This is a genomic window from Alteribacillus persepolensis (assembly GCF_900099605.1).
Lineage (GTDB): Bacteria > Bacillota > Bacilli > Bacillales > Marinococcaceae > Alteribacillus > Alteribacillus persepolensis.
In genome coordinates this window covers 19190-45636 of sequence record NZ_FNDK01000010.1, presented here as the reverse complement: position 1 = coordinate 45636, position 26447 = coordinate 19190, and the positions used below count along the sequence as shown (strand labels likewise).

The 26447-nt window shown below is 44.0% G+C and carries 28 protein-coding genes; 12 read left to right on the top strand and 16 right to left on the bottom strand.

Annotation, left to right across the window (positions count from 1 at the left end):
- The first annotated feature begins 10 nt into the window (after positions 1 to 10).
- Positions 11 to 1312 (top strand): Glu/Leu/Phe/Val family dehydrogenase, encoded by a 1302-nt coding sequence (locus BLT18_RS09530; RefSeq protein WP_091273413.1) that lies wholly within the window; start codon positions 11 to 13, stop codon positions 1310 to 1312.
- A 138-nt stretch (positions 1313 to 1450) separates the two neighbouring features.
- On the opposite strand, the gene BLT18_RS09525 is transcribed toward BLT18_RS09530, so the two are convergent.
- The 4 genes from BLT18_RS09525 to BLT18_RS09510 form a co-directional block, all read right to left on the bottom strand.
- A complete protein-coding gene (locus tag BLT18_RS09525; RefSeq protein ID WP_091273412.1) occupies positions 1451 to 2899 on the bottom strand; it encodes an aldehyde dehydrogenase family protein in 1449 nt (482 codons plus the stop codon).
- A 24-nt stretch (positions 2900 to 2923) separates the two neighbouring features.
- Positions 2924 to 4555 carry an acetolactate synthase large subunit gene (locus tag BLT18_RS09520; RefSeq protein WP_091273410.1) on the bottom strand — a complete coding sequence of 544 codons (1632 nt, stop codon included), beginning with the start codon at positions 4553 to 4555 and terminating at the stop codon, positions 2924 to 2926.
- Positions 4556 to 4780: 225 nt separating this feature from the next.
- Positions 4781 to 4984 carry a hypothetical protein gene (locus tag BLT18_RS09515; RefSeq protein WP_091273409.1) on the bottom strand — a complete coding sequence of 68 codons (204 nt, stop codon included), beginning with the start codon at positions 4982 to 4984 and terminating at the stop codon, positions 4781 to 4783.
- Positions 4985 to 5489: 505 nt separating this feature from the next.
- Positions 5490 to 5801, bottom strand: coding sequence for a metal-sulfur cluster assembly factor (locus BLT18_RS09510; protein WP_091273530.1), 312 nt, complete (start codon positions 5799 to 5801; stop codon positions 5490 to 5492).
- 419 nt (positions 5802 to 6220) lie between these two features.
- On the opposite strand from BLT18_RS09510, the gene BLT18_RS09505 reads away from it, so the two are divergent.
- Both BLT18_RS09505 and ablB read left to right on the top strand, forming a co-directional pair.
- Entirely contained in the window at positions 6221 to 6601 is a 381-nt protein-coding gene (locus BLT18_RS09505) for a hypothetical protein (protein ID WP_091273407.1), read from the top strand.
- 387 nt (positions 6602 to 6988) lie between these two features.
- Complete coding sequence (gene ablB / locus BLT18_RS09500; RefSeq protein ID WP_091273406.1) at positions 6989 to 7846, top strand: putative beta-lysine N-acetyltransferase; 858 nt, start codon at positions 6989 to 6991, stop codon at positions 7844 to 7846.
- A gap of 3 nt (positions 7847 to 7849) precedes the next feature.
- On the opposite strand, the gene BLT18_RS09495 is transcribed toward ablB, so the two are convergent.
- On the bottom strand, positions 7850 to 8611 hold the full coding sequence (locus BLT18_RS09495) for a TatD family hydrolase (protein WP_091273404.1): 762 nt from the start codon (positions 8609 to 8611) through the stop codon (positions 7850 to 7852).
- Positions 8612 to 8744: 133 nt separating this feature from the next.
- On the opposite strand from BLT18_RS09495, the gene BLT18_RS09490 reads away from it, so the two are divergent.
- The gene (locus BLT18_RS09490) at positions 8745 to 9977 is read left to right on the top strand and encodes a DNA polymerase IV (protein WP_091273529.1); all 1233 of its coding nucleotides are present in this window, start codon (positions 8745 to 8747) and stop codon (positions 9975 to 9977) included.
- 49 nt (positions 9978 to 10026) lie between these two features.
- On the opposite strand, the gene BLT18_RS09485 is transcribed toward BLT18_RS09490, so the two are convergent.
- On the bottom strand, positions 10027 to 10584 hold the full coding sequence (locus tag BLT18_RS09485; RefSeq protein ID WP_091273402.1) for an NADPH-dependent FMN reductase: 558 nt from the start codon (positions 10582 to 10584) through the stop codon (positions 10027 to 10029).
- A 196-nt stretch (positions 10585 to 10780) separates the two neighbouring features.
- Between BLT18_RS09485 and BLT18_RS09480 the strand changes: the two genes are divergently transcribed.
- Positions 10781 to 12142 (top strand): alanine/glycine:cation symporter family protein, encoded by a 1362-nt coding sequence (locus BLT18_RS09480; RefSeq protein WP_091273527.1) that lies wholly within the window; start codon positions 10781 to 10783, stop codon positions 12140 to 12142.
- Positions 12143 to 12265: 123 nt separating this feature from the next.
- Here the strand turns inward: BLT18_RS09480 and BLT18_RS09475 are convergent, their stop codons facing one another.
- Entirely contained in the window at positions 12266 to 13234 is a 969-nt protein-coding gene (locus BLT18_RS09475) for a 2-hydroxyacid dehydrogenase (RefSeq protein ID WP_091273401.1), read from the bottom strand.
- 290 nt (positions 13235 to 13524) lie between these two features.
- Here BLT18_RS09475 and fumC point away from each other — a divergent pair, with 290 nt between their 5' ends.
- A complete protein-coding gene (fumC, locus tag BLT18_RS09470) occupies positions 13525 to 14913 on the top strand; it encodes a class II fumarate hydratase (RefSeq protein WP_091273399.1) in 1389 nt (462 codons plus the stop codon).
- A 100-nt stretch (positions 14914 to 15013) separates the two neighbouring features.
- Here the strand turns inward: fumC and BLT18_RS09465 are convergent, their stop codons facing one another.
- Both BLT18_RS09465 and BLT18_RS09460 read right to left on the bottom strand, forming a co-directional pair.
- On the bottom strand, positions 15014 to 15196 hold the full coding sequence (locus tag BLT18_RS09465; protein ID WP_091273397.1) for a hypothetical protein: 183 nt from the start codon (positions 15194 to 15196) through the stop codon (positions 15014 to 15016).
- Positions 15197 to 15387: 191 nt separating this feature from the next.
- Positions 15388 to 15939 (bottom strand): phosphatidylglycerophosphatase A family protein, encoded by a 552-nt coding sequence (locus tag BLT18_RS09460; protein WP_091273395.1) that lies wholly within the window; start codon positions 15937 to 15939, stop codon positions 15388 to 15390.
- Positions 15940 to 16089: 150 nt separating this feature from the next.
- On the opposite strand from BLT18_RS09460, the gene BLT18_RS09455 reads away from it, so the two are divergent.
- The 3 genes from BLT18_RS09455 to BLT18_RS09445 all read left to right on the top strand — a co-directional run bounded on the left by BLT18_RS09455 (position 16090) and on the right by BLT18_RS09445 (position 17837).
- On the top strand, positions 16090 to 16821 hold the full coding sequence (locus BLT18_RS09455) for an alpha/beta hydrolase (protein WP_091273392.1): 732 nt from the start codon (positions 16090 to 16092) through the stop codon (positions 16819 to 16821).
- 64 nt (positions 16822 to 16885) lie between these two features.
- Entirely contained in the window at positions 16886 to 17398 is a 513-nt protein-coding gene (locus BLT18_RS09450) for a 2'-5' RNA ligase family protein (RefSeq protein ID WP_091273390.1), read from the top strand.
- Between the two features lies 1 nt (position 17399).
- Complete coding sequence (locus BLT18_RS09445; protein ID WP_091273388.1) at positions 17400 to 17837, top strand: GNAT family N-acetyltransferase; 438 nt, start codon at positions 17400 to 17402, stop codon at positions 17835 to 17837.
- Between the two features lie 39 nt (positions 17838 to 17876).
- On the opposite strand, the gene BLT18_RS09440 is transcribed toward BLT18_RS09445, so the two are convergent.
- Together BLT18_RS09440 and BLT18_RS09435 are read right to left on the bottom strand one after the other, a co-directional pair.
- Entirely contained in the window at positions 17877 to 18770 is an 894-nt protein-coding gene (locus tag BLT18_RS09440; protein WP_175487449.1) for an MBL fold metallo-hydrolase, read from the bottom strand.
- 178 nt (positions 18771 to 18948) lie between these two features.
- Positions 18949 to 19188: a hypothetical protein gene (locus BLT18_RS09435; protein ID WP_091273385.1), complete on the bottom strand. Its 240-nt coding sequence runs from the start codon at positions 19186 to 19188 to the stop codon at positions 18949 to 18951.
- A gap of 200 nt (positions 19189 to 19388) precedes the next feature.
- On the opposite strand from BLT18_RS09435, the gene BLT18_RS09430 reads away from it, so the two are divergent.
- Positions 19389 to 19868 (top strand): CotY/CotZ family spore coat protein, encoded by a 480-nt coding sequence (locus tag BLT18_RS09430; RefSeq protein ID WP_091273383.1) that lies wholly within the window; start codon positions 19389 to 19391, stop codon positions 19866 to 19868.
- A gap of 60 nt (positions 19869 to 19928) precedes the next feature.
- Here BLT18_RS09430 and BLT18_RS09425 read toward each other — a convergent pair whose 3' ends face one another.
- Positions 19929 to 20444, bottom strand: a complete 516-nt coding sequence (locus tag BLT18_RS09425) for a CotO family spore coat protein (RefSeq protein WP_091273381.1) — start codon at positions 20442 to 20444, stop codon at positions 19929 to 19931.
- Positions 20445 to 20575: 131 nt separating this feature from the next.
- On the opposite strand from BLT18_RS09425, the gene BLT18_RS09420 reads away from it, so the two are divergent.
- Positions 20576 to 20995: a hypothetical protein gene (locus BLT18_RS09420; RefSeq protein ID WP_091273379.1), complete on the top strand. Its 420-nt coding sequence runs from the start codon at positions 20576 to 20578 to the stop codon at positions 20993 to 20995.
- Between the two features lie 289 nt (positions 20996 to 21284).
- Here the strand turns inward: BLT18_RS09420 and BLT18_RS09410 are convergent, their stop codons facing one another.
- Positions 21285 to 21368, bottom strand: a complete 84-nt coding sequence (locus BLT18_RS09410; RefSeq protein WP_139184729.1) for a YjcZ family sporulation protein — start codon at positions 21366 to 21368, stop codon at positions 21285 to 21287.
- Positions 21369 to 21568: 200 nt separating this feature from the next.
- On the opposite strand from BLT18_RS09410, the gene BLT18_RS09405 reads away from it, so the two are divergent.
- Complete coding sequence (locus tag BLT18_RS09405) at positions 21569 to 21958, top strand: hypothetical protein (RefSeq protein WP_091273373.1); 390 nt, start codon at positions 21569 to 21571, stop codon at positions 21956 to 21958.
- Between the two features lie 249 nt (positions 21959 to 22207).
- Here BLT18_RS09405 and ptsG read toward each other — a convergent pair whose 3' ends face one another.
- The 3 genes from ptsG to fabI form a co-directional block, all read right to left on the bottom strand.
- Positions 22208 to 24268: a glucose-specific PTS transporter subunit IIBC gene (gene ptsG / locus BLT18_RS09400; RefSeq protein WP_091273371.1), complete on the bottom strand. Its 2061-nt coding sequence runs from the start codon at positions 24266 to 24268 to the stop codon at positions 22208 to 22210.
- A 304-nt stretch (positions 24269 to 24572) separates the two neighbouring features.
- Positions 24573 to 25406, bottom strand: a complete 834-nt coding sequence (gene glcT, locus BLT18_RS09395; protein WP_091273369.1) for a glucose PTS transporter transcription antiterminator GlcT — start codon at positions 25404 to 25406, stop codon at positions 24573 to 24575.
- A gap of 241 nt (positions 25407 to 25647) precedes the next feature.
- The gene (gene fabI, locus BLT18_RS09390) at positions 25648 to 26433 is read right to left on the bottom strand and encodes an enoyl-ACP reductase FabI (protein WP_091273367.1); all 786 of its coding nucleotides are present in this window, start codon (positions 26431 to 26433) and stop codon (positions 25648 to 25650) included.
- Positions 26434 to 26447: the final 14 nt, after the last annotated feature.

Below are 26447 nucleotides of genomic sequence, written 5' to 3'. Positions count from 1 at the left end.
GAGGATGACAATGACACGCAGAAACGATAAAGCGGAAGCGGACATTACCACGCATGACCAAAATCCTTATGAGATTGTCAAAGATTTGTTAAAAGAATCTGTTGCTGAGCTTGGCTTGAACGAAAACATTTACCACATATTAAAAAAACCAAACCGGGTACTCGAAGTTTCTCTGCCTGTCCGCATGGATGACGGCACGATTCGAAATTTCACCGGCTATCGTTCTCAGCACCTTGATATTATTGGACCAACAAAAGGCGGGATTCGCTTTCACCCAAACGTTAATATCGATGAAGTAAAAGCGTTGTCGATGTGGATGTCGCTCAAGTCAGCAATTCTTGATTTGCCGCTTGGCGGCGGAAAAGGCGGTGTCATTGTTGACCCCGATGAGTTGTCAGAAAGTGAAGTCGAAGAGCTGAGCCGAACATACATCCGACAAATCACACCGATTATCGGCCCGCAAAAAGATATTCCAGCTCCAGACGTAAACACAAGTCCTGAAATCATGGGCTGGATGATGGATGAATATGACCAGCTGCGCGGCTACAATATCCCTGGCATGTTAACCGGAAAACCACTCATTATCGGCGGTTCCAAAGGCCGGCTCGAAGCTACCGGCAAAGGCGTTGTTATTACTATTCGTGAAGCGGCAAAAGTATTAAATATTAATTTAGAAAACGCCACTGCCGCACTGCAAGGTTTTGGCAACGTCGGCAGCATGACTGCTAAATTTCTGCATGAACTGGGCGTGAAAATCATTGGCATTACTGATGCAACAGGCGGCGTTTATAAGGAGGACGGGTTAGATATCTCCGAACTCTTAGAGCACGCAAAAAGCGGTCAGTCCCTGTCCGATTATCAAAAGGGAGATCCATTATCAAACGAAGAATTATTCGGCTTGCCGGTTGATATTTTGATTCCTGCTGCCCTTGAAAATCAAATTACAGAAGAAACAGCGCCTTCCATTCAAGCAAAAATTGTGGCCGAAGCAGCAAACGGCCCGACCACTCCAGCTGGTGATAAGATTTTAGAAAACAACGGAATATTTGTTATACCTGATATTTTGTGTAATGCTGGTGGTGTTACCGTTTCCTATTTTGAATGGGTCCAAAACGAAATGAATTATTACTGGAAAAAAGATGAGGTTAACGAAAAACTAGAAGAGCGCATGGTTTTTGGTTTCGAAAATGTGGCAAAGATTCGAGAAGAAAGAGGCATCCGCATGCGAAATGCAGCCTACACTGTCGGCATTAAGCATATCGCTCATGCACTAGAGGCCCGCGGCTGGATTAAATCACTCAATAAAAGATAGCCAAAGAAAAGCGCAAGTGCCTTGAAAAAAAACGTACCGAACGTATAAACAAAGCCAAAGCGTCGTCTCATACGGCACTTTGGCTTTTTAATCTGTATGCATATTTTTCCCGCCAGCTGCTGTCTTGCGGCACCATCGTTACATGTTTTCTTTATCATGGTGCAGTTTAATACCGATAAATTTCATCTCTGTCATGTCATCAATCGCATATTTCACACCTTCACGCCCCATTCCGCTTTGCTTTACTCCCCCGTAAGGATGATTGTCCTGGCGGTATGTCGAGATTTCATTAATCCATACCCCTCCTGTTTCCAGCTGATCCGCTACTCGCATGGCACGGTCAATATCTTTTGTAAATACACCAGCCTGAAGACCGTAAATGGAATCATTGGCAGCGTGAATTGCTTCTTCTTCTGTTTCAAACGGAATCACTGATACAATCGGAGCAAATACCTCTTCGGCAATGATTTTCATATTATCTTGGACATTGGTCATAATGGTTGGTGTTAACGTCGTTCCTATCCGTTCACCGCCGGTTTCAATAACTGCTCCTTTTTCTTTTGCATCATCAATCCATGTCTTCGCTCGTTTTGCTTCATCTTCGTTAATCATTGGACCGATATCTGTATCTTCGTTGTGTGGATCTCCCGTTTTCAAGGCTTCCGTTTGTGCCACATATGCTTTTAAAAATGTCTCGTAAATCGATTTTTGTACATACACACGCTGCGCGGATATACACACTTGCCCCGAAAAGGCAAACGCACCTCTTACCAGCTCTTTCACCGCCACTTGAAGATCGGCATCAGCAAACACAAGGTTTGGGGAATTCGATCCTAATTCCAAGGTCACTTTTTTAAATCCGGCATTTTGGCGAATATCCCTTCCTACCGGCAAACTGCCTGTAAACGTAATTTTGTGTACTTTGTCATGCTCCACAAGCGGAGAACCGACATCTTTTCCAGTACCAAGCAGCAAATTTAATACACCATCTGGCAAACCAGCCTCTTGAAATAAGCGGACTAGTTTATATGCAGAAACAGGTGTTTTTTCTGCGGGCTTGTACACAATCGTATTCCCCGCAGCGATTGCTGGAGCAATTTTGTGAAGCGACAAATTTAAAGGAAAATTAAACGGCGTAATTGCGCCCACCACCCCAAGCGGCCTGCGCTTGACAATTCCCATGCGGTTTTCTCCGCCAACCGCTGCATCCATTGGCAATACTTCACCGGTTATATGCTTTGCATGCTCAGACGCAAAACGCAGCACCTGAACCGAACGCTCGATTTCTCCCCGGCTGAACGTAATGGGCTTGCCGGCTTCTTCTACAATCGTCTGGGCAAACTCTTCTGTCCTCTCTTCTAATAGATCTGCTGCCTTTCGCAGAATATCAGAGCGTTCATGGGCTGGCATGCGGTTCATCACGGAATGAAAAGCGTCATAACAACTTTCTACCGCTTCTTCTAAGTCAGCTGTCTCGGCAAGTGCTAATTCCGTTACTTTCTCTTGATTGTACGGATCATACACTTCCATTGTTTCTCTTGTAGCTTCGTTTCTTTCTACCCCGTTAATAATCGAACCTATCCTCATTCTATTCCTCCTTTCTGCCTGTTTTCAGCAAATGATATCACCAAGTTTTTCTGTTAATTTCATGTTTTCGCTGTAATCAACAGCGCAATCAATCAGTACTGGCTTTTGCATGGCGATTGCTTTTTCTAATATCGGTTTTAGTTCTTCTGCTTTTTCTACTTGTAAAGCTTCAAATCCGTATGATTGAGCCAGCTGCATAAAGTCGGGATTACCAAATTCAATGTAAGCGGAGCGTTCAAAATGTTTCATTTGATGCCACTCAATTAAACCGTATCCGCCGTCTCTCCATAGCAGCACGATAATCGGCACCTTCAAACGTTTTGCCGTTTCTAATTCGGCACTTGTCATTTGAAAAGCGCCGTCGCCACACACTGCCACAATGGTTTTATCCGAATGCACCATTTTCGCTGCAATGGCACCGGGAACTGCTATCCCCATGGATGCCAGGCCATTTGAAATTAAGCATGTGTTTGGCTCATACGTATGATACATACGCGCCATCCACATTTTGTGCGCACCAACGTCTGAGATAACGATATCGTCTTCTTTTAATACCGTGCGTAAATCAGCAATAATTTTTTGAGGTTTCACCGGAAAATGAGTATCGTTTTTAAATTCTTCAAGCTCATCTAATGCTTCTTTACGTACCGTACTCACCCAGCTGTTATCTCGTTCGACCGACTGAAACTTCTGCTGAAGTTTTTCAAGGTTTTCACGAATATCACCAATCACTTGCAGTGACACCGGGTAATGCGCATCGGTTTCCGCTTCTTCTACATCGATGTGCAACACCGGAACAGCCCCGTCTGGATTCCAGTTCTGTGGTGGATATTCAGCCATATCAAACCCAATAGAAATAATTAAATCCGCGTTGCTAAAGCCGCACGTAATATAGTCTTTGCCGCCTATACCGGCTGTAAGCAAGCTAAGCCCGTCATTCCAAGGCAGTGCACCTTTTCCCATAAACGAGTGCACCACGGGAATATTTATTTTCTTCACGAGTGTGCGAAAACTTTCTTGGGCATGCCCTCTTGTAATTCCATTTCCAGCCAGAATAAGCGGCTGTTTGGCTTTTTCGATCAAGTCTTTCGCTTGATTGATGATTGTTTCATCTGCGGTAGACAATGCCTGTCTCATCGCGGCAAGCGGTTTAGCATCTATCGTTAAACTAGCAATATCTTCTGGTACATCAATATGTGCAGCCCCGGTCTTCGGCTGGGTTGCTACTTGAAAAGCTTTGCGGACAATTTCAGGTACACTTTCTTTGGCCTTTATTTGTGTACTCCACTTCGTTACCGGGTCATACACTCTCACAAGGTCATAATATTGATGTGATATTTTGTGCTGGCGATACAACCCTGCCTGCCCCGTAATTGCTACAATTGGATTTAAATCCATATTGCTGTTGGCAACACCGGTAAGCAAATTAGTAGCTCCCGGACCCAGCGTTGCTAGGCAAACACCCGGCTTACCAGTTAATCTCCCGTACGTCCCAGCCATAAACGCAGCACCAGTTTCATGTCTTGTTACAATAAATTCAATGCTGGAGTCTAAAAATGCATCCATAAGATCGATGTTTTCTTCGCCAGGTACACCAAAGACATATTCAACACCTTCATTTTCTAAACACTTTACGAGCAATTCCGCTACTTTCAATACAAACAGCCCTTTCGTTAATTTACATCCTTCTCTATGTATTTTCTGTATTAATTCATTTTTTAATCGAAAAAAAAATCGCACTCTGCTTTTATAAGCAAAGTGCGATACCGCTATCGTTTCATTTTTCGCTGCAACAGACGTTTACCTGCTTTGAGTAAATATCCAATAACAGCTGTCTTAATGATTCTTTTCAACAAACGGACACCCCTTCCTTTCGGGTGCTTATTTTCTTAATTGACGATCGATTTCTGACTGCAGTTTTTTGTCCTTTTCGTAATCTTTTTCCCGTTCTTTTTCTACTTCAATTTTCTTTTCGACACTCTGTTCGTATTCTTTCTGCGTCATCCCGTGAGATTTATGCATACTTTTTTCTATGTTTTCAGTTGTTTCTTTCTCGCTTTCTTGTGACTTGTTATCGTCTGTCATCAAGATGCCTCCTTTTACCGACTACTATTCCTGATTTTCCTGCTTCTTAAACATTCACAAGAAAAGCACAAGCGCCTTAAAAAAAGGGACGTTCGGCCAAGAGCTTCACATCCTGCCGAACTGACTCCCGTCCTGGGAAGCCCGCGACAAGTCCTGGAGGGCCGGCACGTAGAAAGCTGACCTTTGTTTTCCATGGCCGGACCGAAGGAATCTCGAGCGAGCAGGCGTTTGTGCTGGACAAGAAAAGCACAAGCGCCTTAAAAAAAGGGACGTTCGGCTAAGAACGTCACATCCTGTGACAACGCCGAACTGACTCCCGTCCTGGGAGCCCGCGACAAGTCCTGGAGGGCCGGCACGCGGAAAACTGACCTTTGTTTTCCATGGCCGGACCGAAGGAACCTCGAGCGAGCAGGCGTTTGTGCTGGACATTAAAAACGCAAAACTTTTATACTTTCGTACCTTACAAAAAAGCTGTCCGGCCTCATCTGGCCGGACAGCTTCTCTTTTAGTTTTCTGGAACTCCCAATGCAATTTTTGCATAACGAGACATCATGCTCTTATCCCATGGCGGATTCCAAACGATATCCACATCAACTTCATTAATTTCTCCAAATTCCTGCAAATCTTTTAATGCGTTTTTAATATCATTCACAATCGTTCCGGCAAGCGGACACCCCATAGCTGTTAATGTCATGCGGATAAAAACATTGTTTTCTTCGTCAAGATCTACGTTATACACCAGCCCTAAGTTCACGATATCTACGCCCAATTCCGGATCAATTACTTTCTCTAATTCGGCATAGACCCGGTCAACCATTTCTTGTTTTTCCTCTGACACGCTATCACCTCCTGCTTCTTATCCTCACTGTAACAAACATTTCTCTTTGTCGAAATTGTTTTGCACATTTCTAATGTTTTTCCCTATACCATTCATCGGTTTCTGTAGTATACTATTTTTTGTTATGTGACATGTACTTTTTATGCAAGATGATTGTTATTCATTTCAATAAATGAAGTATTCCCAGCTATTCGTGCCATACGTGACAGGCAACAATGTCTGCGTGAAACCTGCGCGGGAACACGCTGTTTGCTGGGCTTTTGGAAACAGCCGCGACGTGGACAAAAAGTCCGCACCAAAGCAGCAGCCCATATGTCACAGAGCCATGCCACAATGAAGCATATACAAACGTTTTTTAACAAATGTAACAATAAACATCATGAAGGAGGGAAATTGCGTTGACATGGTTGATTATCTTCTTATTACTGCTTCTTTTCACACTAGCTGGCGCGTATAAAAGGTGGATGCCGGTGTTTGGCGTGAAGTGCGCGTCACTTCCGAATCAGCCGCTCCCTTCTAACACAGTGCTTCTTGATATCCGGGATTACCAGGACGCCGACCGCAGCCCTGTGCGTGAAGCATACACGCTGCCATACCCTTACTTAAAACGGTATGCGGATACCATTGATGGAGACAATGTGTTTCTCATTGCGCCGGATAAAGTATCTAAAAACTTAAGCATCCGCCTTTTGCAAAAACATGGAATCACCGTCCAGCATTACGCAGTCGTTCAACCTGCCAAACAGGATTCAGAACCGATGAAAGTGCACTGCAGCTAACTACTTTGTATGTCCAGCGCTTCGAAAAAAATTTCGAAGCGCTTTTCATTATGATCAAAGCCGACAAAAACGCTCTCTAAACATCAGCATAGACATGTTCGTCCCCTCCTGCCTGCATTCACTTGCGATAGACGATGCCTTCCCCGGCATCTCATCGATCCGCTGTTCATGCAGATAAAGAGAAAAAACATTTCCTGCCCTTCGCAGCACATAATTACAAACCCAAAACCATGCATTCATCAGAGAGGTGCCGCCAACACCCCGAGGTTCACAAGCAGATACGCTCAGCTGTTTATCTACGATTCTAAAACGTCGTATGTGTCGTATACATAGTACAGCACCTGCTTATTTGAAGAACTTTGACGGAAATCCGGGAGGGGGACCATCATGAATTCTATCACCAACCGCTTTCCAGAGTTGTTTCACAATGACATGCAAATAGAACCGTTCAACGAGCGCATTAAAATTTATGCTCTTCCTAAAGAAGAAGCCATGCCTGTTTTTCTCGAATCACTTAAAAAACTCGCCCGCCGAAATCACTGCAGCAAACTCATTTTGTACGTCAAAAGAAAAGACCGGACGCGCAAGTCGCTGTCGCCCTTTCAATTAGAAGGAGCCATCAAAGGCTTTTTTCAAGGAGAGGATGCGTTTATTTATTCCCTTTTTTTACAATCAGCACGCAGCCAAACGGTGCATCACGACCGTGAGAAACGGGTGATTCAACAGGCGTTCACGCACAAAAAGGCGGTACAGCGCTCAATTTTGCCGGTTTCTTACACGATGCGGCGTGCATTGGAAAAAGATGCTCCAGCAATGTCTCAATTGTACCGCACCGCCTTTCAAAAGCATCCCACTCCAACGCAAGACCCTGCTTTTATCCAAAACGCTATGAACAAAAACGTCTATTTTACAGTGATTGAATATAAGGGGCACATCGTCAGTGCTTGTTCTGCTCAAATGATGCCTTCTTTTCAATCGGCTGAAATCAATCATTGTGCCACACTTCCACAGCACCGCCATAAAGGCTTGCTTTCTTACCAATACTCCTTTTTCATTCGGCTCATGCAGCAAAAGAAAATAACGACATTATTTTCCTATGCTCCGTCGCTTTCTCTTCCAATGAACAGCATCAATGTGTCGCATAATTTTCGATATGGCGGAAAAATGGTGCGAAATCGTAATATTTTCGGACGATTTGAGTCTATGAATATTTGGTTTAAACAACTTCGTCAAACAGAGCAGTAATATTTATCCCCCATACAGCCGCAGCGTATTACGTACGGTTTGTTTATAAAAGAAATCGGCTGATTCTCCGATTGTATCCGCTGCACACGCAGCCACTTCTTTCAAAAACAAGGGGGTCGTTTGTCTTCTCGCAAATGGCCCTTGAAACGGCCAAGGACCATCGGTTTCGATAAGCAGCTGCCGATGCGGTAAACGCTTAGCAAGCTCTTGGTCGCGTTTTCGGTAACAAACTTCCGGTGTCAATGACACGTAATAACCAGCGTCCGTGATGCTTTGCACAACAGAAGCTTCTGCTTTTAACCAATGAAAATGTGCAGAAAGCTCAGGAGCTTCTTTTTGCAGGATATCATAAGCAGTCTTTGCTTTGTCATGCACCGCGTGAAGCGCAACCGGCAGTTCATACTTGCTGGCCGTGTGTACACACCGTGTCAAAAAGGCAATGTGCTCTTCAAACGGCTCACCAAGATGCTCTAATTTATAATGCGGTAAGCCAACTTCCCCGACACAAGCAATCTGATCACGTTCTTGTGCAATTAAGTTTTCCCACTCCTCTACGTCCCGTTCATGCGGCAGCCCTTTCTCCGGATGAAAACCAACCCCTGCTAAAATAAATTCTGGGTATTTTTCTTTTAGTTCTAGTGTTCGATACGAGGACGCTAAGTCATTGGAAACAGCTACTACCTTTTTAACACCGGCTTTCATCCAGTTTTCTATCGCAGTATCTGCATGTTCGTATTGTTCTAGATGAATATGAGCATCTATCATGATAGGTTCTCCCCCTCCTGCTTCCTTTGTTCCCTCTCTCCGAACAATCCTTCATTTGGATTCCAGTCCCTTGAAAAAAGAACATGCGTTCGCTTATAATAAAGGCAGTATCTTTTTATGTGAGGCGACAGCCATGGATCGGGTTATTTTTTTAGTCGATATGCAGTCCTTTTACGCAAACGTTGAAAAAGTATTCCAGCCAGAACTCGAGAACAAGCCGGTGGTCGTAGCCGGTAACCCCGACATTCGAAATGGTGTTATTCTTGCAGCTTGTCCGCTTGCTAAACAATGGGGTGTGAAAACGACTGAAACGCTTTGGGAAGCCGAAAATAAATGTCCGTACTTGGTTGTCGCGAAGCCGCGCATGCAAGTATACATCAACGCGTCAGTTGAAATCGCAGCAGTGCTCGAGATGTTCAGCGATGCGGTCGAGCCTTACAGCATCGATGAAATTTTTGTGGAAATGACTCACTCCTTAAAACCATTTCATGGCGATCCGCAAAAAGCCGCAGTCCGCATAAAACGCCACATTCAACGCATGCTTGGTGTACATGCACGCATTGGCATCGGCCCAACGAAAGTACTGGCAAAAATGGCTTGTGATCATTTTGCGAAACAATCATCCGCAGGTGTTTTCACTCTATCGCAAGACAATATCAGCGAACAATTGTGGCCTCGTTCCATTGACCATCTATTTGGTGTCGGCAGGCAGATGGAGCGCCATCTTCGTAACATGGGAATTCGCACTATCGGCCAGCTCGCCCGCTTCCCGCTCGAACCGCTAAAAAAACGCTGGGGTATTAATGGTGAACTGCTTTGGCGGACGTCTCACGGCTGGGATCCTTCTCCGGTAACAGCTGATACGCATATCCGCCGTAAAGGAATCGGCCATCATATGACACTTCCTCGTGATTATTACTCATGGAAGGAAATTCGCGTTGTACTGCGCGAACTCTCCGAAGAAGTTGCACGGAGGGCCCGCAAAAACGGCTGTACCGGAAAAGTTATATCTGCTGAAGCAAGCAGCCGTAACGTTCAGGTCCCTGCCAAGTTCCATCGTCAAGTGTCACTCGATCATGACACCAATGACGGCAAAGTTATTTATGATGCCGCTGCACGGCTTTTTCACCACCATTGGGACGGTTATCCAGTGCGAAGCATCGGAGTGACGCTTCATCAACTCACAAACGATACGTTTCGCCAGCTGAGCTTATTTCACCCGCTTCAAGAGCGGGAAGCACTCCATCAAACTATCGATGACATCGAGGACCGTTTTGGCAGCGGCACGATTCTCTATGCTTCTTCGCTCACCGCTGCCAGCCAAGCTCATCTGCGCGCGCAAAAAATCGGCGGACATTACAAATAACCATCTCTTTCCTTGTGGCTGCAACATGCAGTGCTTCCAGCTAAAAACATCATGAGCCTGGCTGCATTGCCTGTATCCATTCTTGAAAAGCTTCCAGCGACTGTTTTATCATTTCAGCTGTTTTTTCATCATGCAGCTTGCCATTCTCATCCAGTTTTTTCTGTACCGTTCCAATGTAAACTTCTGGCTGCTGCAGTACGTACGCACCAGCTGCAGCAAGGGTTTGCTTTACTTGTGCCTGCGCAAAAGCCGTTCCTAACGGGGAAGGAGATGCTCCTAGCACAAAGGCTGGCTTTTCTTCCAGGACGTTTTCATTTGTAACACTCGCCGCCCAATCAAGCGCATTTTTTAACACACCAGGCATGCCATGGCTGTATTCAGGGGTAACGACAATCAATCCGTCTGCCCGCGAAATGGCTTGTTTAAAATCTGCTGCTGCTTTTGGGTCTCCACCTTCTTCTTGATCAGCGTTAAATAGCGGAATGTCCTCCAAGCCTAACGTATCTATTTGCCATTCAGGCAGGTTATGTTCTGCGATATAGTGTAACAACGAAGTATTAAACGAACCTTTTCGTAAACTCCCGGAAATACCCGCAATCTTTGTCATCTTATACCACCTGCTTTTTAGTCGTTTCTCCTTTATTTTCCCATTTTTCTCCTCTATCAAACACGCTCGCTATTCTTTCCTTTCCTGCCACATTTTGTTCAATATTCTATAAATCTGCTATACTGAAGAAGATTTTATTTCTATTATTATCGTTTACTTGATGCGATAACGCGTTTGGGAGGGGTTGTTATTGAATATTTCGGCAGTTCTTGACACAATTAGTGACTTTGTATGGGGTCCGCCATTTCTTATTTTATTAGTCGGAACTGGTATTTACTTAACATTGCGTTTAACGTTTTTGCAGTTTCGCACACTGCCTTATGCATTAAAACTTGTTTTTACCAAAGATCAAGATAAGCAGTCTGAAGGGGATATTTCCCACTTTCAATCTCTGATGACTGCATTAGCCGCAACAGTAGGAACCGGTAACATCGCCGGTGTCGCCACAGCTGTTGTCGTCGGTGGGCCCGGGGCGGTCTTTTGGATGTGGATTTCTGCATTGTTTGGGATGGCCACTAAGTATGCAGAAGCTATTCTCGCTGTGAAGTACCGGGTCAAAGACGAACGAGGGGAAATGGCCGGCGGTCCGATGTATTACATCGAAAAAGGTCTTGGCTGGAAATGGCTGGCAGTATTATTTGCCATCTTTGCCATTGGCGCATCATTTGGCATTGGAAACACTGTTCAATCGAATTCGGTTGCAGATGTTCTTCATGAAAACTGGAACTTCCCTTATGCAGCAACCGGTATTATTCTAATGATTTTAACTGGTATTGTCATCATTGGCGGCATTAAATCAATTGGCCGTGTCGTCTCATTTATCGTACCTATTATGGCGGTTCTTTACGTCGCAGCTGGACTTATCCTTATTATGATGAATATTGATCTTGTGCCGTCTGCGGTTGGCTTGATTTTTACGGATGCGTTTACAGGGCAGGCGGTAGCTGGCGGGGCCATTGGCGCTGTCATCCAAATGGGGGTTGCCCGCGGGGTGTTTTCCAATGAAGCAGGCCTGGGTTCTGCACCAATTGCAGCAGCTTCGGCACGTACGGATTATCCCGGCCGCCAGGCACTCGTATCGATGACACAAGTTTTTATTGATACGATTATTATTTGTTCGATCACCGGGATATCACTGGTCATGGGAGAGTTGTATTTGAATGCGCAGTCCGATGTAGAGGGCGCGGCCCTTACATCCAACACGTTTGAACAATTTTTAGGCCCGGCTGGTGCTTTTATCGTCTCGATTGGCCTCGTCTTCTTTGCCTACTCAACTATGCTCGGCTGGTCCTATTACGGAGAACGTTGTATGTATTATTTAACGAAACACCCATCATCCATTATGATATATCGGATTATCTTTGTGATTGCGATTTTCTTTGGCGCTGTGATAGAGCTTAATATGGTTTGGTCTATTGCCGATATTATGAATGGACTCATGGCTGCCCCGAACTTAATTGGACTGCTTGGACTTTCTAGTGTCGTCGTAGCAGAAACTGCCTTCTTTTTGCAGCGAAAAAAAGAAGAAGAACAAAAACGAGCACCTGAACGAGAATAACAGGCACTGCTCCTGCTTTTTTGAACCATATTTATTCTGTCATTGAGCGTCTTGTCGTTTTTCTTCGATCACAAAACCCTCCCTCTTGACTCAAGAGGGAGGGTTTTTCTGCGTTTTCTGTCTTTATTCCTTCACAATATAATCCGGTGTTTCTCCCCGGAGTGCTTGTAAAATATGGTTGGCGGTCATTTCCGCCATTTTTTTGCGCGTTGTTTCACTCGCACTGCCAATGTGAGGAAGCGCTGTAACATTTGGGAGCGACAATAGTGGATGATCGGCTGAAATTGGTTCATTCTCAAACACATCCAGTCCGGCACCACGAATATCCCCGTTTTTTAAAGCGTTGTACAACGCTTCTTCATCTACCGTGCCTCCACGCGATGTATTAATGAAAATCGCACTGCTTTTCATCTTATCAAACGCCTGCTTATCAATAAGGTGATGCGTTTCTTTCGTATACGGCGTCATCACACAAACAAAGTCTGACGTCTGTAAAAGTTCGTCCATATCTACAAGACGCGCACCAAGACGTTGTTCCGCCTCTTTTTTCGGAGTACGGTTATGATAAACAATATCCATATCAAAACCTGTTCCGCGTTTTGCAACGGCCTCTCCAATACGTCCCATTCCAATAATGCCAAGCCTTGCTTGATAAATATCCTGTCCTGTTAAAAAGAATGGTGCCCACGCGCCCCATTCATTGTTTTTGATGACATCTATCCCCTCTGGAATTCTCCTGGCTGATGCCATTAACAGTGCAAACGTAAGATCTGCTGTTGTTTCCGTTAGCACTCCTGGTGTGTGAGCAACATAGATGTTTTTCTCCTGAGCTGCTTTGACATCAATATTGTTGTATCCAACTGCCATTGTGGCAATCACTTTCAGCTGTTCTGCTGCATCAATCATATCTTTATCAATCACATCGGATACGTTGCAAAAAACAGCATCCGCTGTTTTCATTTCCTCTTTTAAAATATGTTGCGGCACCGGTTCTTCTGCTTTTTCCCACATTCCTACATCACAAGCAGCAGCAAGCTGATCGGTAATATTCTGCGGCATTTTTCGTGTGAGGTACACATATGGCTTCGACATAGTGTTTTCCTCTCTTTCTGTTCATTTTTTCCACATCCATTATAGCAGAGAACAAACATTTCAGTCAGCATCAAACGAATTTGAGACAAAAGTACAGCACCACAGAATAGTCTCAACAATTTATTGAAAACAGTATAGACAGCATTCCATTAATATCCAGTAAAAAAATAATTTTTACAGGGGTTTTCTTTTTCGTGTTTTTTTTCTAATCTATAAAGAGGGAATTCGACAGCTCTTTCGAATTCTTAATAATGGTTGGATCCATAAAAACAAAGCAGGAGGCATCTGTTATGGACTATCGAATGGAAAAAGACACACTAGGAGAAATGAAAGTTCCCGCCGACAAACACTGGGCTGCACAAACTCAGCGAAGCTTGGAAAATTTCAAAATTGGCAAAGAAGTCATGCCAATTGAAGTTGTGCATGCATTTGCAGTGCTGAAACGCTCCGCTGCACTAGCGAACAAACGTCTCGATAACCTCGAAGCAGTAAAAGCTGATGCGATTGTTGAAGCAGCTGATGAAGTATTAAGCGGCAAGCTTGATGACCATTTTCCACTTGTTGTCTGGCAGACAGGAAGCGGCACACAATCTAACATGAATATGAATGAAGTGCTCGCTCGCCGCGCATCTGAAATACTAAAAGAAAAAGATGAAGACGTTACCATTCACCCAAATGATGATGTAAACCGCTCGCAAAGCTCCAATGACACATTCCCTACTGCGATGCACGTTGCAGCGGTACAAAAAGTAGAAGATGACGTGCTGCCAGCTATTGATGTATTAAAAAATACGCTGAAAGAAAAACAACAACAATTTGAAGACGTTATTAAAATTGGCCGTACACACCTTCAAGACGCAACTCCGCTCACACTTGGCCAAGAAATCAGCGGCTGGCACCGTATGCTTGAAAGAAGCCGTGAGATGATTGTACAAAGCATTGACCATGTAAAAGACCTTGCGATTGGCGGCACAGCCGTTGGCACAGGCATTAATGCCCATCCTAAGTTCGGGGAGTATGTAGCAGAAGAAATCAGCAAATTAACAGAAAAAACATTCCGTTCTGCACCGAACAAGTTCCATGCTTTAACAAGTCATGATGAAATCAATTATGCCCATGGAGCGCTAAAAGGGTTGGCAGCGGACTTAATGAAAATCGCTAATGATGTACGCTGGCTCTCCAGTGGTCCACGCAGCGGGCTCAGCGAAATCACTATTCCTGCCAACGAACCAGGAAGCTCTATCATGCCTGGAAAAGTAAATCCTACCCAATCAGAAGCGCTAACTATGGTAGCAACACAAGTAATGGGTAATGACGCAACTATTGGCGTTGCTGCAAGCCAAGGAAACTTTGAATTAAACGTCTTTAAACCAGTAATTATTTATAACTTCTTGCAGTCTTCATACTTATTAGCTGATGCGATGCTCTCTTTCAATAATAAATGTGCGGCTGGGCTCGAACCAAACCACGAAAAAATCGAAGAGCATCTGCGTAACTCCTTGATGCTGGTTACTGCGCTTAATCCGCACATCGGTTATGAAAACGCAGCGAAAATTGCCAAAACAGCGCACGAAAAAGGCCAAACTCTCAAAGAAGCAGCATTAGAGAGCGGTTTATTAACAGAAGAGCAATTTGAAGAAGTCGTCGATCCATCAAAAATGGTTTCCCCTCAAGAATAAGAGGATTATCAGTGCCGGCTGTCTACATACAGCGGTTTTAGCATCAAAAAAGCTGATCGGATGTCGTTGTCGTCCGGTCAGCTTTTTCTATCTGCTGGCGCTATGCTTCATCATATGTATAGCGCACTACATATTTATTTGTTTTTAATTTACGAATCTCTACAAAAGGACCGATTTCATAGCCATTGTGCCAGTTTTCCTCCAGTTTTGCCTTTAGGCATCCTGCTTGAAACTTGGAGCGAAACGTCTGTTTCCAATAAATCCAACGTGGTTTGTAAGCCATCACTCCATCCCCTACTCCTTTGCATGATTTTCCTTACTATTTTATCCCATTTCTGAAAAAAAATCACGGTATCTGTGTAATTTCAACGAAAATCTGCTCCCTGCCCATTTCCCTTTCCTTGTTCCGTCTTTTTCCATGAAAAAAGAGGCCTCATGAAAGAGCACCCCTTTTTCCCAGGAATATTTTTCACACTAACCAATCAATTCTTCATCTTCTCTTTTTTTAATTTGGTCTTTGCGGCGGTTTTCTTCTTTATCTCTCATGCGGTGAGCTAACCGTGCGGATGCATTTGAAGCAATACTTGCAACCAAATCATCCATAAATGTGTGCACTTCGTCTTTTTTCTCATCAAGCTTTTTGATGACTCCATGTTTTTCTTTATCTAAATAGCCAAATGTTGTCACAGCAATACTGCCAAACCCAAATACAGATCCCAGTGCAACTGTTTCATCGACCCCGAATAAGCCTTCATCACTGTCGACCAAAGATTGCAAAGGTTCAGACAACATGTTTTTTTCTGCTAACTTATCCAATTCAACTCCTACTAAAATCGCATGTTGAATTTCTCGTTTACATAAGACTGCATCAGCACTTTCATAGCAATCTTCTTTTGTTAAATTCGGTGCATACTTCACTTGCATGTCATACACGATATCGGCGATATCCTTTACGTCCACGCCTCTGTCTTTTAACGCTTGACGAGCAGCATCTTCTACTACGTCACAAGGTACAGGTTTTTTCATATTAAAAGCCTCCTCCTGTTTCCATTCTATCATATGCGAGTGATATTTGTTTCATATCTGCATGTGATACAATAAAGTTCAGTTTGATTGTTTATTATATGTAGCACGTTACGTATTCGATATTACCATGAAGAAAGGAAGCTAAACATCATGAACGGAAGCATGACATCTGTCTCTTTTTATAGTAAACTGTTAGAACATACTTTCGATCTTTTCGTGTACCTTCCGCCTCACTATAATCCGCTTCATACATACCATCTTGCGATTGCTCAAGACGGGCGCGACTACTTTCAACTAGGAAAAATCGGGCGGAAAATGGACGCGGCCATCGAAGAAGGCGCAAGACCTACGATTGTCGCCGGTATTCCGTATCCTTCGGTTCAAACGCGCCGCACGTGGTATCATCCCGGCAGCAATATGCACAAGATATACATGAAATGTTTAGTACAAGAATTGCTCCCCTTTTTAGAGCAGCAGTACTCCACGTGGAGACTTCCTCATGGCCGAATGTTAATGGGAGATTCTTTAGGGGCTACGATTTCTTTGTACACCGCTTTGACATACCCGCGTACGTTTTCCCGTGTCATGATGCACTCTCCTTACGTCAATAACCACGTCCTTCAAACGGTGCGGCAAAGTGACAGCTGGCATGCATTTGAGATGTATCATGCGATCGGAACAGATGAAACCGAAGTGAAAACGACCGCTGGAGACATCGAGGATTTTCTTACACCGAACCGCCAATTGCATGCTGTCTTAAAAAGTGGAAATGCGCGTTACCACTATCACGAATTTTCCGGCGGACATTTTTGGAAATACTGGGAGAAAGATATTCCTGATGCGCTTCGTTTTATGTTTGATATCGACAAAAAACGGGAATAAGAAGTAGCAAAAATGCGAAATTATCCGGGGTGGCAAGCCCCCTGCACCATAATGGAGGGTCATCATGAAATACGGCATTGCATGTTTTCCTTCAAAACCGTTACAAGATAAAGCAAATCGACTGCGCAAACGTTACGATACACACTATTCGAAAATACCGCCCCATATTACGTTAAAACCGCCCTATACAGTAGAAGAGAGTGAATGGAAAGTAAAACGAAATCATATTCGCACGATTGCTGCACACACTCCGCCTTTTCCGGTGACAGCATATAAGGTCGACACCTTTCATCCAAAAGAAAATAAAATATTTTTTAAAATAAAACAGCATGAAACACTGCAGTCCTTGTATGAAGCGCTGAATGAAGACAAAAGTCAAAAAGAAAAAGCAGAGTTCACACCACACATAACGATTGGACAAGACCTGCAGGACGACGAACATTTTGACGTGCTCGGCCGTTTAAACATGAAAGATATTCACTATGAAGAAACGATTGACCGCATACACTGGCTGTATCAATTAGAAGATGGAACTTGGACCGTTTATGAAACGTTTTTGTTAGGAAAGGAAGAATAACATGGCAGTTGAAGTAAAAGAGATTTCACCTTCAGATCAAGTCGCTCGAAACGATTGTTTCCGTGTGCGCTTTGAAGTATTTGTAAAAGAACAACATGTACCGGAAGCTGAAGAAATCGATGAGTACGACGATACCGCTTGGCATTTTGCCGCCTATGAAGACGACCAGCCGATTGGCACGGGCAGGCTCCGCTTTTTGGACGGCTATGGTAAAGTAGAGCGCATCTGTGTACTCGCTTCTCATCGTCACACTGGTGCCGGCAAGCTGATCATGGATGCGATTGAGCAAAAAGCGCAACAAGAAGGCGCGGAGAAAATGAAATTACATGCCCAAACAACAGCTGCGGGCTTTTACGAAAAACTTAGTTATGACGTAACATCGGGTGAGTTTATGGACGCCGGCATCCCGCATGTCGAAATGAAAAAACAGTTATCATAAAGAAAGCACAAGCACCCCGCAACCGGGTGCTTGTGCTTTTTACAGCGGCTTTATCAGCCATTGATTGTCTTGTATAACAAACTGCGCTTTGTGTTGCCCTGCGAGCGCTTTTACGTACGCCAACACAGCAGTACGGTACAGCAAAAACATGCTTAATTGCGTAATGGAAATATGCTTGCGGTTTAGAAACGCTGTCGTCAGCGCATCTATTGTTTGTACAGAATGCTTGTGCAGCTCGTCTTCCATTTCGTCTAACAGCTGCTGGTGCCAGTTCAAGTTAGCCTCAACCGTTTGCTGAAATTGCTGCTCATACTCCCCGTGACCTGGCACTGCTCCTTCTGCTTCAAGTGAGAGCAACTGCTGAAGCGAAGCACACGCTTTTTCAATATCAACCATAAACGGAATACGATGTTTTTTTAAATAAGACACTGCAAAATAGCTGTCAGCAGCATAGACAACTCCCTTGCGGCAAAAAACCGGCTGTTCATAGCTGTGTCCTGGCAAAAAGAGAATCTCGCCCTCGATGCCGGCGATGGTTTGCCTCCCTTCATATACTTGTGTATCCACAGTCACCGGCGGTCCTTCTAAAAATTTGTTTCGAATATCATCGACGGGATCCACACCTTGAAACAAATAAATCGGTTCGAGTTTTGGCTGTTCGATAATCGCTTTTTCTAGTGGAGAAGCGTGAATCCTTACGTTATGATGTTCTCTCCACCAAGCGGCACCTCCAAAATGATCAGTGTGTGCATGAGTAATAAAAATATCTGTTACCGGCAGCCCTTGTTCTTTCAGGAGCTTCGCAGCTTTTTTGGCAGTCTGCTTGTCAATTCCTGTGTCAATCAGCAAACCTTGCTCGTTATTTTTGATATATCCAATATTTACAGCCTGATGAAGATAATACATCTCTTCTTTAATATGTATCAGTTCCATTGCTATCCCTCCATCATCGTATGCCAAGAGCACACACATTTGAAACAACGATTTTTCGTTCCGTTAACAAAGAAATCCAAATAAAACGCACGCCAGCTTATGTATGTGCAGCAAAAAACAAACGGTACCGCTGCACCATTATGCAGACGATACCAAAACATCACGCAATCCAGCCGTATTACGCCTTCCTGTCAAAACGATGTCCTTTTCCATACAGCTTTTTTTCTATTTCTCTTCGTTTTCGAAGCAGCGCTTCTTGTTCTTCCAACTTATACGCATTCTGCTCTTCTTGCCGCTGCAGCCTTTGCCATTTGGCCGGTTCAATCCGAGACACTTTTTGAACAGCATGCGTTTTGGCAGCGTCACGACTGCCATATTGAACAGCTTGCTCATTTTTCGTCGGTGCTACATACCCCATCCACGTCCACCTCTTTTCGCAAAGAGTTGTGTGCGACATATTATGGCAGTGCTTACTTATATTCTATGTATACCCGGTTTTTCATATTTTAATCTTTTTCAGACATACGCCCATTTCTTCAACTTTAGCCGATTATTTAACACCATTTTAGTCATTCGTATATATGATAGTAAAGAAAAGAAGCTAAAGGAGTGAAAGACATGGGTTGTAAAAAACATGACAGTGATACTGGCAACTGCGTTTGCGATGCGGTAGCGGCGATTAAAGAGGCGCAGGATCAAGTCGATGATAGAGTGGATTGCAGAAACAGTTGTTTTAACAATTTATTAAGCCCGACAAATAACAATAATGGCTTAGACACGGTTCCATTTACACTGCAAAGCAAAAGCGGTGGATACTTCTTTGCAACAGGTGCTCTTGGCCGAGATGACTGCTTTCAAACTGTTTTCTTCCGCGTAGAAAATATTGACGAAAAGAATTGCTGTGCGACACTTTCTTTGCTGCGCCCGGATGCAGACCTGGACTTTGATAAGTGTTGTGTAGACCCTATATCGTTGTGTGACGTTGATGAGCTTGAGCGTACGAGATACTGCATTGAAGTAGATCTTGACTGCTTCTGTGCTATTCAATGCCTTGACCCAAATCTTGTCGGGGACATCGATAAGCATAAGTGCCGTTAATAGCCGCTCTATGAAAAGAAAGAGGGAATGGATCATCCCTGTTCCCTCTTTCTTTTTCTTTTATAAACTAACGATATAAATATCTGTAATCTCCTGTTCAGCAATCGTTTCCTTGTTCATGCTAATACTGTTTTGAATGACAACCTCTCCGTTCTCTCTGTGTAAAAGCGTGCCTTGATAACGCTTGGAATTGGTTTCACAAGCAATTACCGGCTGGATAAAATGCGGAAGAGACAGCACATACGACAGCATTTCCTCAATGTTTTTATTTGAAGGCTGCTCTTTTTTAATCGCTGCTTTCTCTTCATCACTTGCACTTTGTTCGGCATGCACTGATTCGTTATCAGTTTCAGGCTGATGTTGTTCATTTTCACCTTGTTCTAGTGATTTGTCTTTATCTCTTTTTTGTTTATTTTTCTGCCTCGCTCTTTTTTCTTTCTTATTTTGCTTTCCTTCCGGCTTTTGGCCAATCCGTTTTCTCACAGACACCGTCTGCAGTTTCCCGCCTATATTCGAAAAAGAAGGCTGTTCGATATAATACAATGGCTCGGACTGTTTCTCTTTGTTTTTCTCCATGTATTTTTCTACCTCCCTTCACTGAAAATGCATCCTGCACCATTATATGCTTCCAGCCATAAATCATTCTTCTCATTTCCTGGCAATCTTTTTGACCGGTACGCATACATATCATATCAGGGGGAGATGTTATGCTCTGGTTTTTATTTGGAGGGAACATTTTACTTATTGTTGCTTTATACATGTATCTGCACGAACGAAAAGACAAACGCCATCATTCCTCTTCGTTTATAATGAATGCTGTCATGACACCTGTTACAGTCTTTTCGCTTTGTTCCGGCTTTTTATTTACGTACATTCATCCGGGCTATGTGATTGAAACAAGTATTGCTGCGGGTGTACTTGGGATTGGCTGCGGGCTTTTGTACGGAAGTCTCTTTTCATTTGATTCTGCCATGGTTGGTGCTTGCAATGGATTAATGGCCGGCATTATGGCACCGATGCTTGGAGAGATGGCAGGACGCTCGCCATTTTTGCTGCTGTTTACGCAATTATTGTTCTTTACGCTATTGTTTTATTTTCGCTTCGGCCACCGCTTTTCATCTCCATGACCGTCCCAGTATATATCACCGCTTTCATGCAAACGATGTACATGTTTCACAACAACCCCTGTGAAAAATGATTGCTTACGCTGCATGCAGCATGGAAACAGCCAATGGAGCGGCAAATGACAGACAGCACCGCCGGCAGCGTGCAAACAGGACCGAAGATAAAAGAAAACTGCGGCATGCCGTCAAATCCTTACAGAGGCATCCGCAGTTTTGCTTGTTCTTTCACTATTTCGTACTGTTACATAAAAAAGGTTCTGGCCGTACCCAGCCAGAACGTTCTGTCTGCTTTTTAGCAAACATATGCAGAGCCCACAATGACAAGCAAAATAAACAATACAACAATAAGCGTAAAGCTATTGTAGTAACCGGACATTTGCCTTTCCTCCCTTTCTAAGGAAGATTGAGAAATCCTTCTCATGATAGCTATATGCTCTTTACCCAGATAAGTGCGTTGGATTGTCTAAATCAGTTATTTACCCATTCTCTTCCTTTGTCCCAGGATAAATGCACATATTTTCCTCTTTCCCATAAGATGTTACAGGGTATATGCCTTTTATATTAATGAGGATGGTGATGAACGTGCATTACGGTCAAGATCCCAACATGCCGGGTCCTTATCGTCAACAAGAACCTTCTGTACAATATATTCCGCCGGTTGTCATCGAAGGGTACGTAAACCAGTGGATTCAAACATTTATACCAGGTTATGGCCGAGTGATTGCTTATGTCCTCGACTATAATCGACGTACCGGAATGGTATCGATGTTTATTTATCAGCCGCCTTTTTACCGCCGGCAATACGTGCAAGTGTATCATGGTGATTTAGTTGGTGTCAGTCCATATTTCGGTCCGACTCCTCCTCGTCCAGGCGGGCAACCGCCGCGTCCCCGCCCACCGTATGGGCCTGGCGGTCCCGGCCACGGCGGTGGATTCTGGCCATGGCTGTTCGGGCAGGTCTTTTAGGCCCTCATACAAATGTTACGGCGAACAGGAGATAGGGTTTTGTCTGCGAAACGCCTCTGAGAAAAGCAGCAGCGATAGAGCCGTGGGGGATGTTACCCAATGAGCGTCAAGCGCTTCCCGAGGCAGGCGAGCCGAAAGCCCCAGTCATACGAAAGAGTATAATTTCATCCAAACAACAAACCTTATAGAATCGAAAAAGGGCTGTCAAAAGGTTATTTTTCATGACCTTTTGATACAGCCCCTATTTTATCAAGATGTGACTTCTGCCACTTCTTTATCTGCGGCTGTCACAGCACCCTCTTTTTTCAATGCCACGGTTTGATTTTCATTCAAGTTCGTAAACACAATCGGTGTAATGGTTGATTTTGCTTTTTCTTCAATGAGAGACAAATCTGCTTTTACAAGCGGCTGACCTTGCGTCACTTTCTCCCCTTCTTCGACCATTACTTCAAAGCCTTCCCCTTTCATGTTAACCGTATCAATACCAATATGAACTAAAATGTCGAGCCCATCCTCTGAGGTAATACCTACAGCATGTTTGGTTGGAAAGACTGTCGTAATATTTCCGCTTACTGGAGATACAAATTCTCCGTTTTCCGGGTGAATCGCAAAGCCGTCTCCCATCATTTTGCCTGCAAATACGTCATCTGGAACTTCCTCGATAGCAATAAGTCGGCCGTTTCCCGGGCTGCCAACAGCAATAGCAGCGGAGTCCACTTGAACAGCAGGCTCGGCTTCTTTTTGCGGATCAATTTCCGGTGTATTGTCATGCGATGATACCGGTGTTCTTCCCGCGATAATATCTTCCATTTGTGTTTTAATGGCATCCGACTGCGGACCAAAAATAGCCTGCACGTTATTTCCAACTTCCATTACACCAGAAGCCCCCAGCTGTTTCAGGCGTCCTTTGTCTACTTCTTCTTTATTGTTTACAGTAATCCGCAGCCTTGTAATACATGCATCCAGGTTTTTCAAGTTATCTTTTCCACCAAATGCTTCTAAAACATTGTAAGGCAAGTCGCCGGCACTGCCGCTTCCGGCTGTTGAATTTTCCTCAACATCCGCTGTTTCTTCACGCCCCGGCGTCATTAAATTAAACTTCTGAATGGCAAACCGGAAGCCGAAATAGTAGATAACAGCGAAACCGAGCCCGACCGGAATAACGAGCCACCACGGCGTTGCATTTGGAATAATCCCGAATAAGAAATAGTCAATCACACCGCCGGAGAATGTCATGCCGATTTTTACATCCAGCAGGTGCATCACCATAAATGACAATCCGGCAAAAATTGTATGAACTGCAAACAAAAGCGGTGCTACAAACAAGAAACTAAATTCGAGCGGTTCAGTAATTCCTGTTAAAAAGGATGTCAATGCAGCGGATCCCATAATACCAGCTACATATTTTTTGTTTTCCGGTTTTGCACAATGATAGATAGCAAGTGCTGCTGCTGGCAGTCCAAACATCATAAATGGAAATTTACCCGTCATAAACGTACCAGCTGTAAATTCCTCTACACCATCACGATACTGAGCAAAGAAAATTTGCTGATCTCCTGTCACCGTCTGGCCGGCAGCATTAACATAAGAACCGAATTCATACCAGAACGGATTGTAGAAAACGTGATGCAGCCCAAATGGAATAAGCGCTCTCTCAATCACTCCGAATACAAAAGCAGAAATCGTCGTATTCGCTTCAGTCACTAAATAAGACATGGCGTTTAGCATCTCTTGCACCTGCGGCCATACAATGGTTAAAAGCGCCCCGACGATAAGTCCCCCAAATGCTGTTGCGATAGGAACAAAACGTTTTCCGGCAAAAAAACCTAAATACTGGGGCAGCTCAATGTTAAAGTAACGATTATACATAAATGCACCGAGCGCCCCGGCGATGATACCTCCAAACACCCCGGTTTGCAGTGTCGGCACACCCAACATTTCTGCATACGCCGGGTTTCCTTGCACCATTTCCGGCTCCACGCCGACGATAACGCCCATTGTCACATTAATAATAAAATATCCGATAAGTGCTGCAAGACCAGCTACACCGTCACCATTTGCCAGACCAAGTGCTACACCAATCGCAAAAATAACGGGTAAGTTATCAAATACAATCCCGCCTGCTTCCATCATCAGTTCAGATATTAACTGAGCTGGTGCCGCTTCCAAAAATGGCAGGATATTAATCATATTGTCCTCCTGCATAGCCGTTCCAATCGCAAGAAGCAGTCCGGCAGCCGGAAGCAGCGCTACCGGAAGCATCAATGCCCGGCCTATACGCTGCAGTATACCAAACGCTTTTTTAAACATTGTGTTTTCCCCCTTTTTTCGTTACGCCGCACACATTGGATGCCGCCGTCATAATCCAGCACCCTTTACATGCTGCAGTTGTTGTCATGGCTTGTTCTGTCAAGCAGGCATCTTGCTGCATGCAGGTATGGTTCCAGAAAAACAGCTATTTCCTTCAACAGACCCTCCTCCATAAAAAAAGACATGAGAGAAACAGGTTCGCCGAAAAACACTAGATGTCTGAACACACCTAGGCCCTTTCAGCAAAACCACTCTGTTCTCTCATGCCTGCATTACCAGTAACACGGAATATGATGGTCCGTTATTATTCATTTCTTTGTCTTGCAAGCCTTTGCAAATGAAGGGTTAAATAAACCGCTTCACTCTCTGGAACCGGCTTTTTCAGTGCGTGCTGCATGATTTTTATCAATTTCCATGAAAGATTGTAGCACAGCGGGTATTCGTCTTTCAAGACTTTTTTTAAGGACTCCGGCTCTTCTTTATCGTCATTGTATTGAATTCTTTCAATCGCTTGATGCAGATGGCGCAGCAGCCGTTGATGATCCAATTCTTTTGCATTCATTGTTAAACCAAGGTTGTCCTCGATCACACCAGCCAATGTCGATACAAGCTTTGTATGCTGATTCACTTCTTCTAACGAACGGCTGGTAAGCGCGCTGTGAATGTGTAACGCAACAAAGCCGACTTCCCCTTCTGGCATCGGGGTACTCGTACACTTTTCGACATGCAAAAGCAGCTCTCTCGCAGCTTGAAATTCCGCTGGATAGGCAAGTTCTGTTTCTGTTAAAAACGGATTACGCACCTCTAACCCTTGCTTCTGCCTGTGAACGGCATAATATAGATGGTCGGTCAATGCGACGTGAATATGCTCATAAAGCTTGACATGAAAACGTTTTTCTAACATGGTCATACATTCATTCATACACCCGATAAACGCTTCGTCCACTTCGATTAAAAGCTGTTTGTACTGCTCTTGTTCCTTTTTATCCTGAAGCACAAAAAATTTCTCTGCGCCTGATTCATCTACCGTTTCTCCTTGCTTTTTCCCAAACCCTAAGCCTTTTCCTGTCACAATCACTTCATTTCCATTGTCATCTGCGATAATCACGTTGTTGTTTAGAACCTTTTTTACGACCATATCTTAACCCCAACTTTTTCGTGGCTTCAGTCTATCATCTTAACGAAATATCTAAACAAGCGTCAACTAATTCTGCTTTAAAGCAAACATACTGGTTCCCTAAAAGAAGAAAGGCCGGCTAAGGAAGAGCTTTTAGCTTAATACTTTTCCCCAGCGTCAAAAGAGAGCTGACTTTTATACTGTCTGTCATCAAAAAATGAAACCGTGGTGCTTTTTCACACCACGGTTTTTGAAGCCACCCTTACATCATGCCAATGGTATTAAAGCCGCCATCGACGTGAATGATCTCTCCTGTGATTCCTCTGGATAAATCACTCATTAAAAAGAGGGCGGTATCGCCGACTTCTTCTTGGGTTGTTGCTTTTTTAAGCGGAGCTTTTTCTTCAATTTCTTTTAACACATCGTTAAATCCGCCAATACCTTTGGCAGCCAAGGTTCGAATCGGCCCTGCTGAGATGGCATTCACACGAATACTTTCTTTTCCTAAGTCATTTGCTAAATAACGGACACTTGCATCAAGAGAAGCTTTGGCTACCCCCATCACGTTGTAGTTTTTCACCACTTTCTCGCCGCCAAGATACGTCATCGTAACAATCGATCCGCCTTCTGCCATTAGGCCGAGCTCATGGACCGCTTTTGCCACCCCTGTAAGAGAGTAAGAGCTGATATTATGAGCCAGTAAAAAACCGTCTCTTGTTGCGTTCATATAATCTCCATCCAGCTCTTCCGTTTTAGCAAACGCGATACAATGAGCAAGCCCATGAATTACACCGACTTCTTCTTTTATTTGACGAAATGCTGTATGAATCGCTTCATCGTCTGAAATATCACATGGCAAGACGATGGAATCGTCGCGGTCCAGAGAATCGGCAAGTTTGCGCACGTTTTTCTCTAATCGTTCCCCTGCATATGTAAACACAAGCCTGGCTCCCGCTTTCGCTAAGCTTTGAGCAATGCCCCAGGCAATGCTTCGCTTATTGGCCACCCCCATTACAACGTATGTACGGCCTTCTAACGATAAATTCATGTTAATCGCTCCCT

What these genes read in the sequence shown, in the direction of transcription:
- BLT18_RS09530 (WP_091273413.1), top strand. Translation starts at nt 11, where the DNA reads ATGACACGCAGAAACGATAAAGCGGAAGCGGACATTACCACGCATGAC.
- BLT18_RS09525 (WP_091273412.1), bottom strand. Translation starts at nt 2,899, where the DNA reads ATGAGGATAGGTTCGATTATTAACGGGGTAGAAAGAAACGAAGCTACA.
- BLT18_RS09515 (WP_091273409.1), bottom strand. Translation starts at nt 4,984, where the DNA reads ATGACAGACGATAACAAGTCACAAGAAAGCGAGAAAGAAACAACTGAA.
- BLT18_RS09510 (WP_091273530.1), bottom strand. Translation starts at nt 5,801, where the DNA reads ATGGTTGACCGGGTCTATGCCGAATTAGAGAAAGTAATTGATCCGGAA.
- ablB (WP_091273406.1), top strand. Translation starts at nt 6,989, where the DNA reads ATGAATTCTATCACCAACCGCTTTCCAGAGTTGTTTCACAATGACATG.
- BLT18_RS09495 (WP_091273404.1), bottom strand. Translation starts at nt 8,611, where the DNA reads ATGATAGATGCTCATATTCATCTAGAACAATACGAACATGCAGATACT.
- BLT18_RS09490 (WP_091273529.1), top strand. Translation starts at nt 8,745, where the DNA reads ATGGATCGGGTTATTTTTTTAGTCGATATGCAGTCCTTTTACGCAAAC.
- BLT18_RS09485 (WP_091273402.1), bottom strand. Translation starts at nt 10,584, where the DNA reads ATGACAAAGATTGCGGGTATTTCCGGGAGTTTACGAAAAGGTTCGTTT.
- BLT18_RS09475 (WP_091273401.1), bottom strand. Translation starts at nt 13,234, where the DNA reads ATGTCGAAGCCATATGTGTACCTCACACGAAAAATGCCGCAGAATATT.
- fumC (WP_091273399.1), top strand. Translation starts at nt 13,525, where the DNA reads ATGGACTATCGAATGGAAAAAGACACACTAGGAGAAATGAAAGTTCCC.
- BLT18_RS09465 (WP_091273397.1), bottom strand. Translation starts at nt 15,196, where the DNA reads ATGGCTTACAAACCACGTTGGATTTATTGGAAACAGACGTTTCGCTCC.
- BLT18_RS09460 (WP_091273395.1), bottom strand. Translation starts at nt 15,939, where the DNA reads ATGAAAAAACCTGTACCTTGTGACGTAGTAGAAGATGCTGCTCGTCAA.
- BLT18_RS09455 (WP_091273392.1), top strand. Translation starts at nt 16,090, where the DNA reads ATGAACGGAAGCATGACATCTGTCTCTTTTTATAGTAAACTGTTAGAA.
- BLT18_RS09450 (WP_091273390.1), top strand. Translation starts at nt 16,886, where the DNA reads ATGAAATACGGCATTGCATGTTTTCCTTCAAAACCGTTACAAGATAAA.
- BLT18_RS09445 (WP_091273388.1), top strand. Translation starts at nt 17,400, where the DNA reads ATGGCAGTTGAAGTAAAAGAGATTTCACCTTCAGATCAAGTCGCTCGA.
- BLT18_RS09440 (WP_175487449.1), bottom strand. Translation starts at nt 18,770, where the DNA reads ATGGAACTGATACATATTAAAGAAGAGATGTATTATCTTCATCAGGCT.
- BLT18_RS09435 (WP_091273385.1), bottom strand. Translation starts at nt 19,188, where the DNA reads ATGGGGTATGTAGCACCGACGAAAAATGAGCAAGCTGTTCAATATGGC.
- BLT18_RS09430 (WP_091273383.1), top strand. Translation starts at nt 19,389, where the DNA reads ATGGGTTGTAAAAAACATGACAGTGATACTGGCAACTGCGTTTGCGAT.
- BLT18_RS09425 (WP_091273381.1), bottom strand. Translation starts at nt 20,444, where the DNA reads ATGGAGAAAAACAAAGAGAAACAGTCCGAGCCATTGTATTATATCGAA.
- BLT18_RS09420 (WP_091273379.1), top strand. Translation starts at nt 20,576, where the DNA reads ATGCTCTGGTTTTTATTTGGAGGGAACATTTTACTTATTGTTGCTTTA.
- BLT18_RS09410 (WP_139184729.1), bottom strand. Translation starts at nt 21,368, where the DNA reads ATGTCCGGTTACTACAATAGCTTTACGCTTATTGTTGTATTGTTTATT.
- BLT18_RS09405 (WP_091273373.1), top strand. Translation starts at nt 21,569, where the DNA reads ATGAACGTGCATTACGGTCAAGATCCCAACATGCCGGGTCCTTATCGT.
- ptsG (WP_091273371.1), bottom strand. Translation starts at nt 24,268, where the DNA reads ATGTTTAAAAAAGCGTTTGGTATACTGCAGCGTATAGGCCGGGCATTG.
- glcT (WP_091273369.1), bottom strand. Translation starts at nt 25,406, where the DNA reads ATGGTCGTAAAAAAGGTTCTAAACAACAACGTGATTATCGCAGATGAC.
- fabI (WP_091273367.1), bottom strand. Translation starts at nt 26,433, where the DNA reads ATGAATTTATCGTTAGAAGGCCGTACATACGTTGTAATGGGGGTGGCC.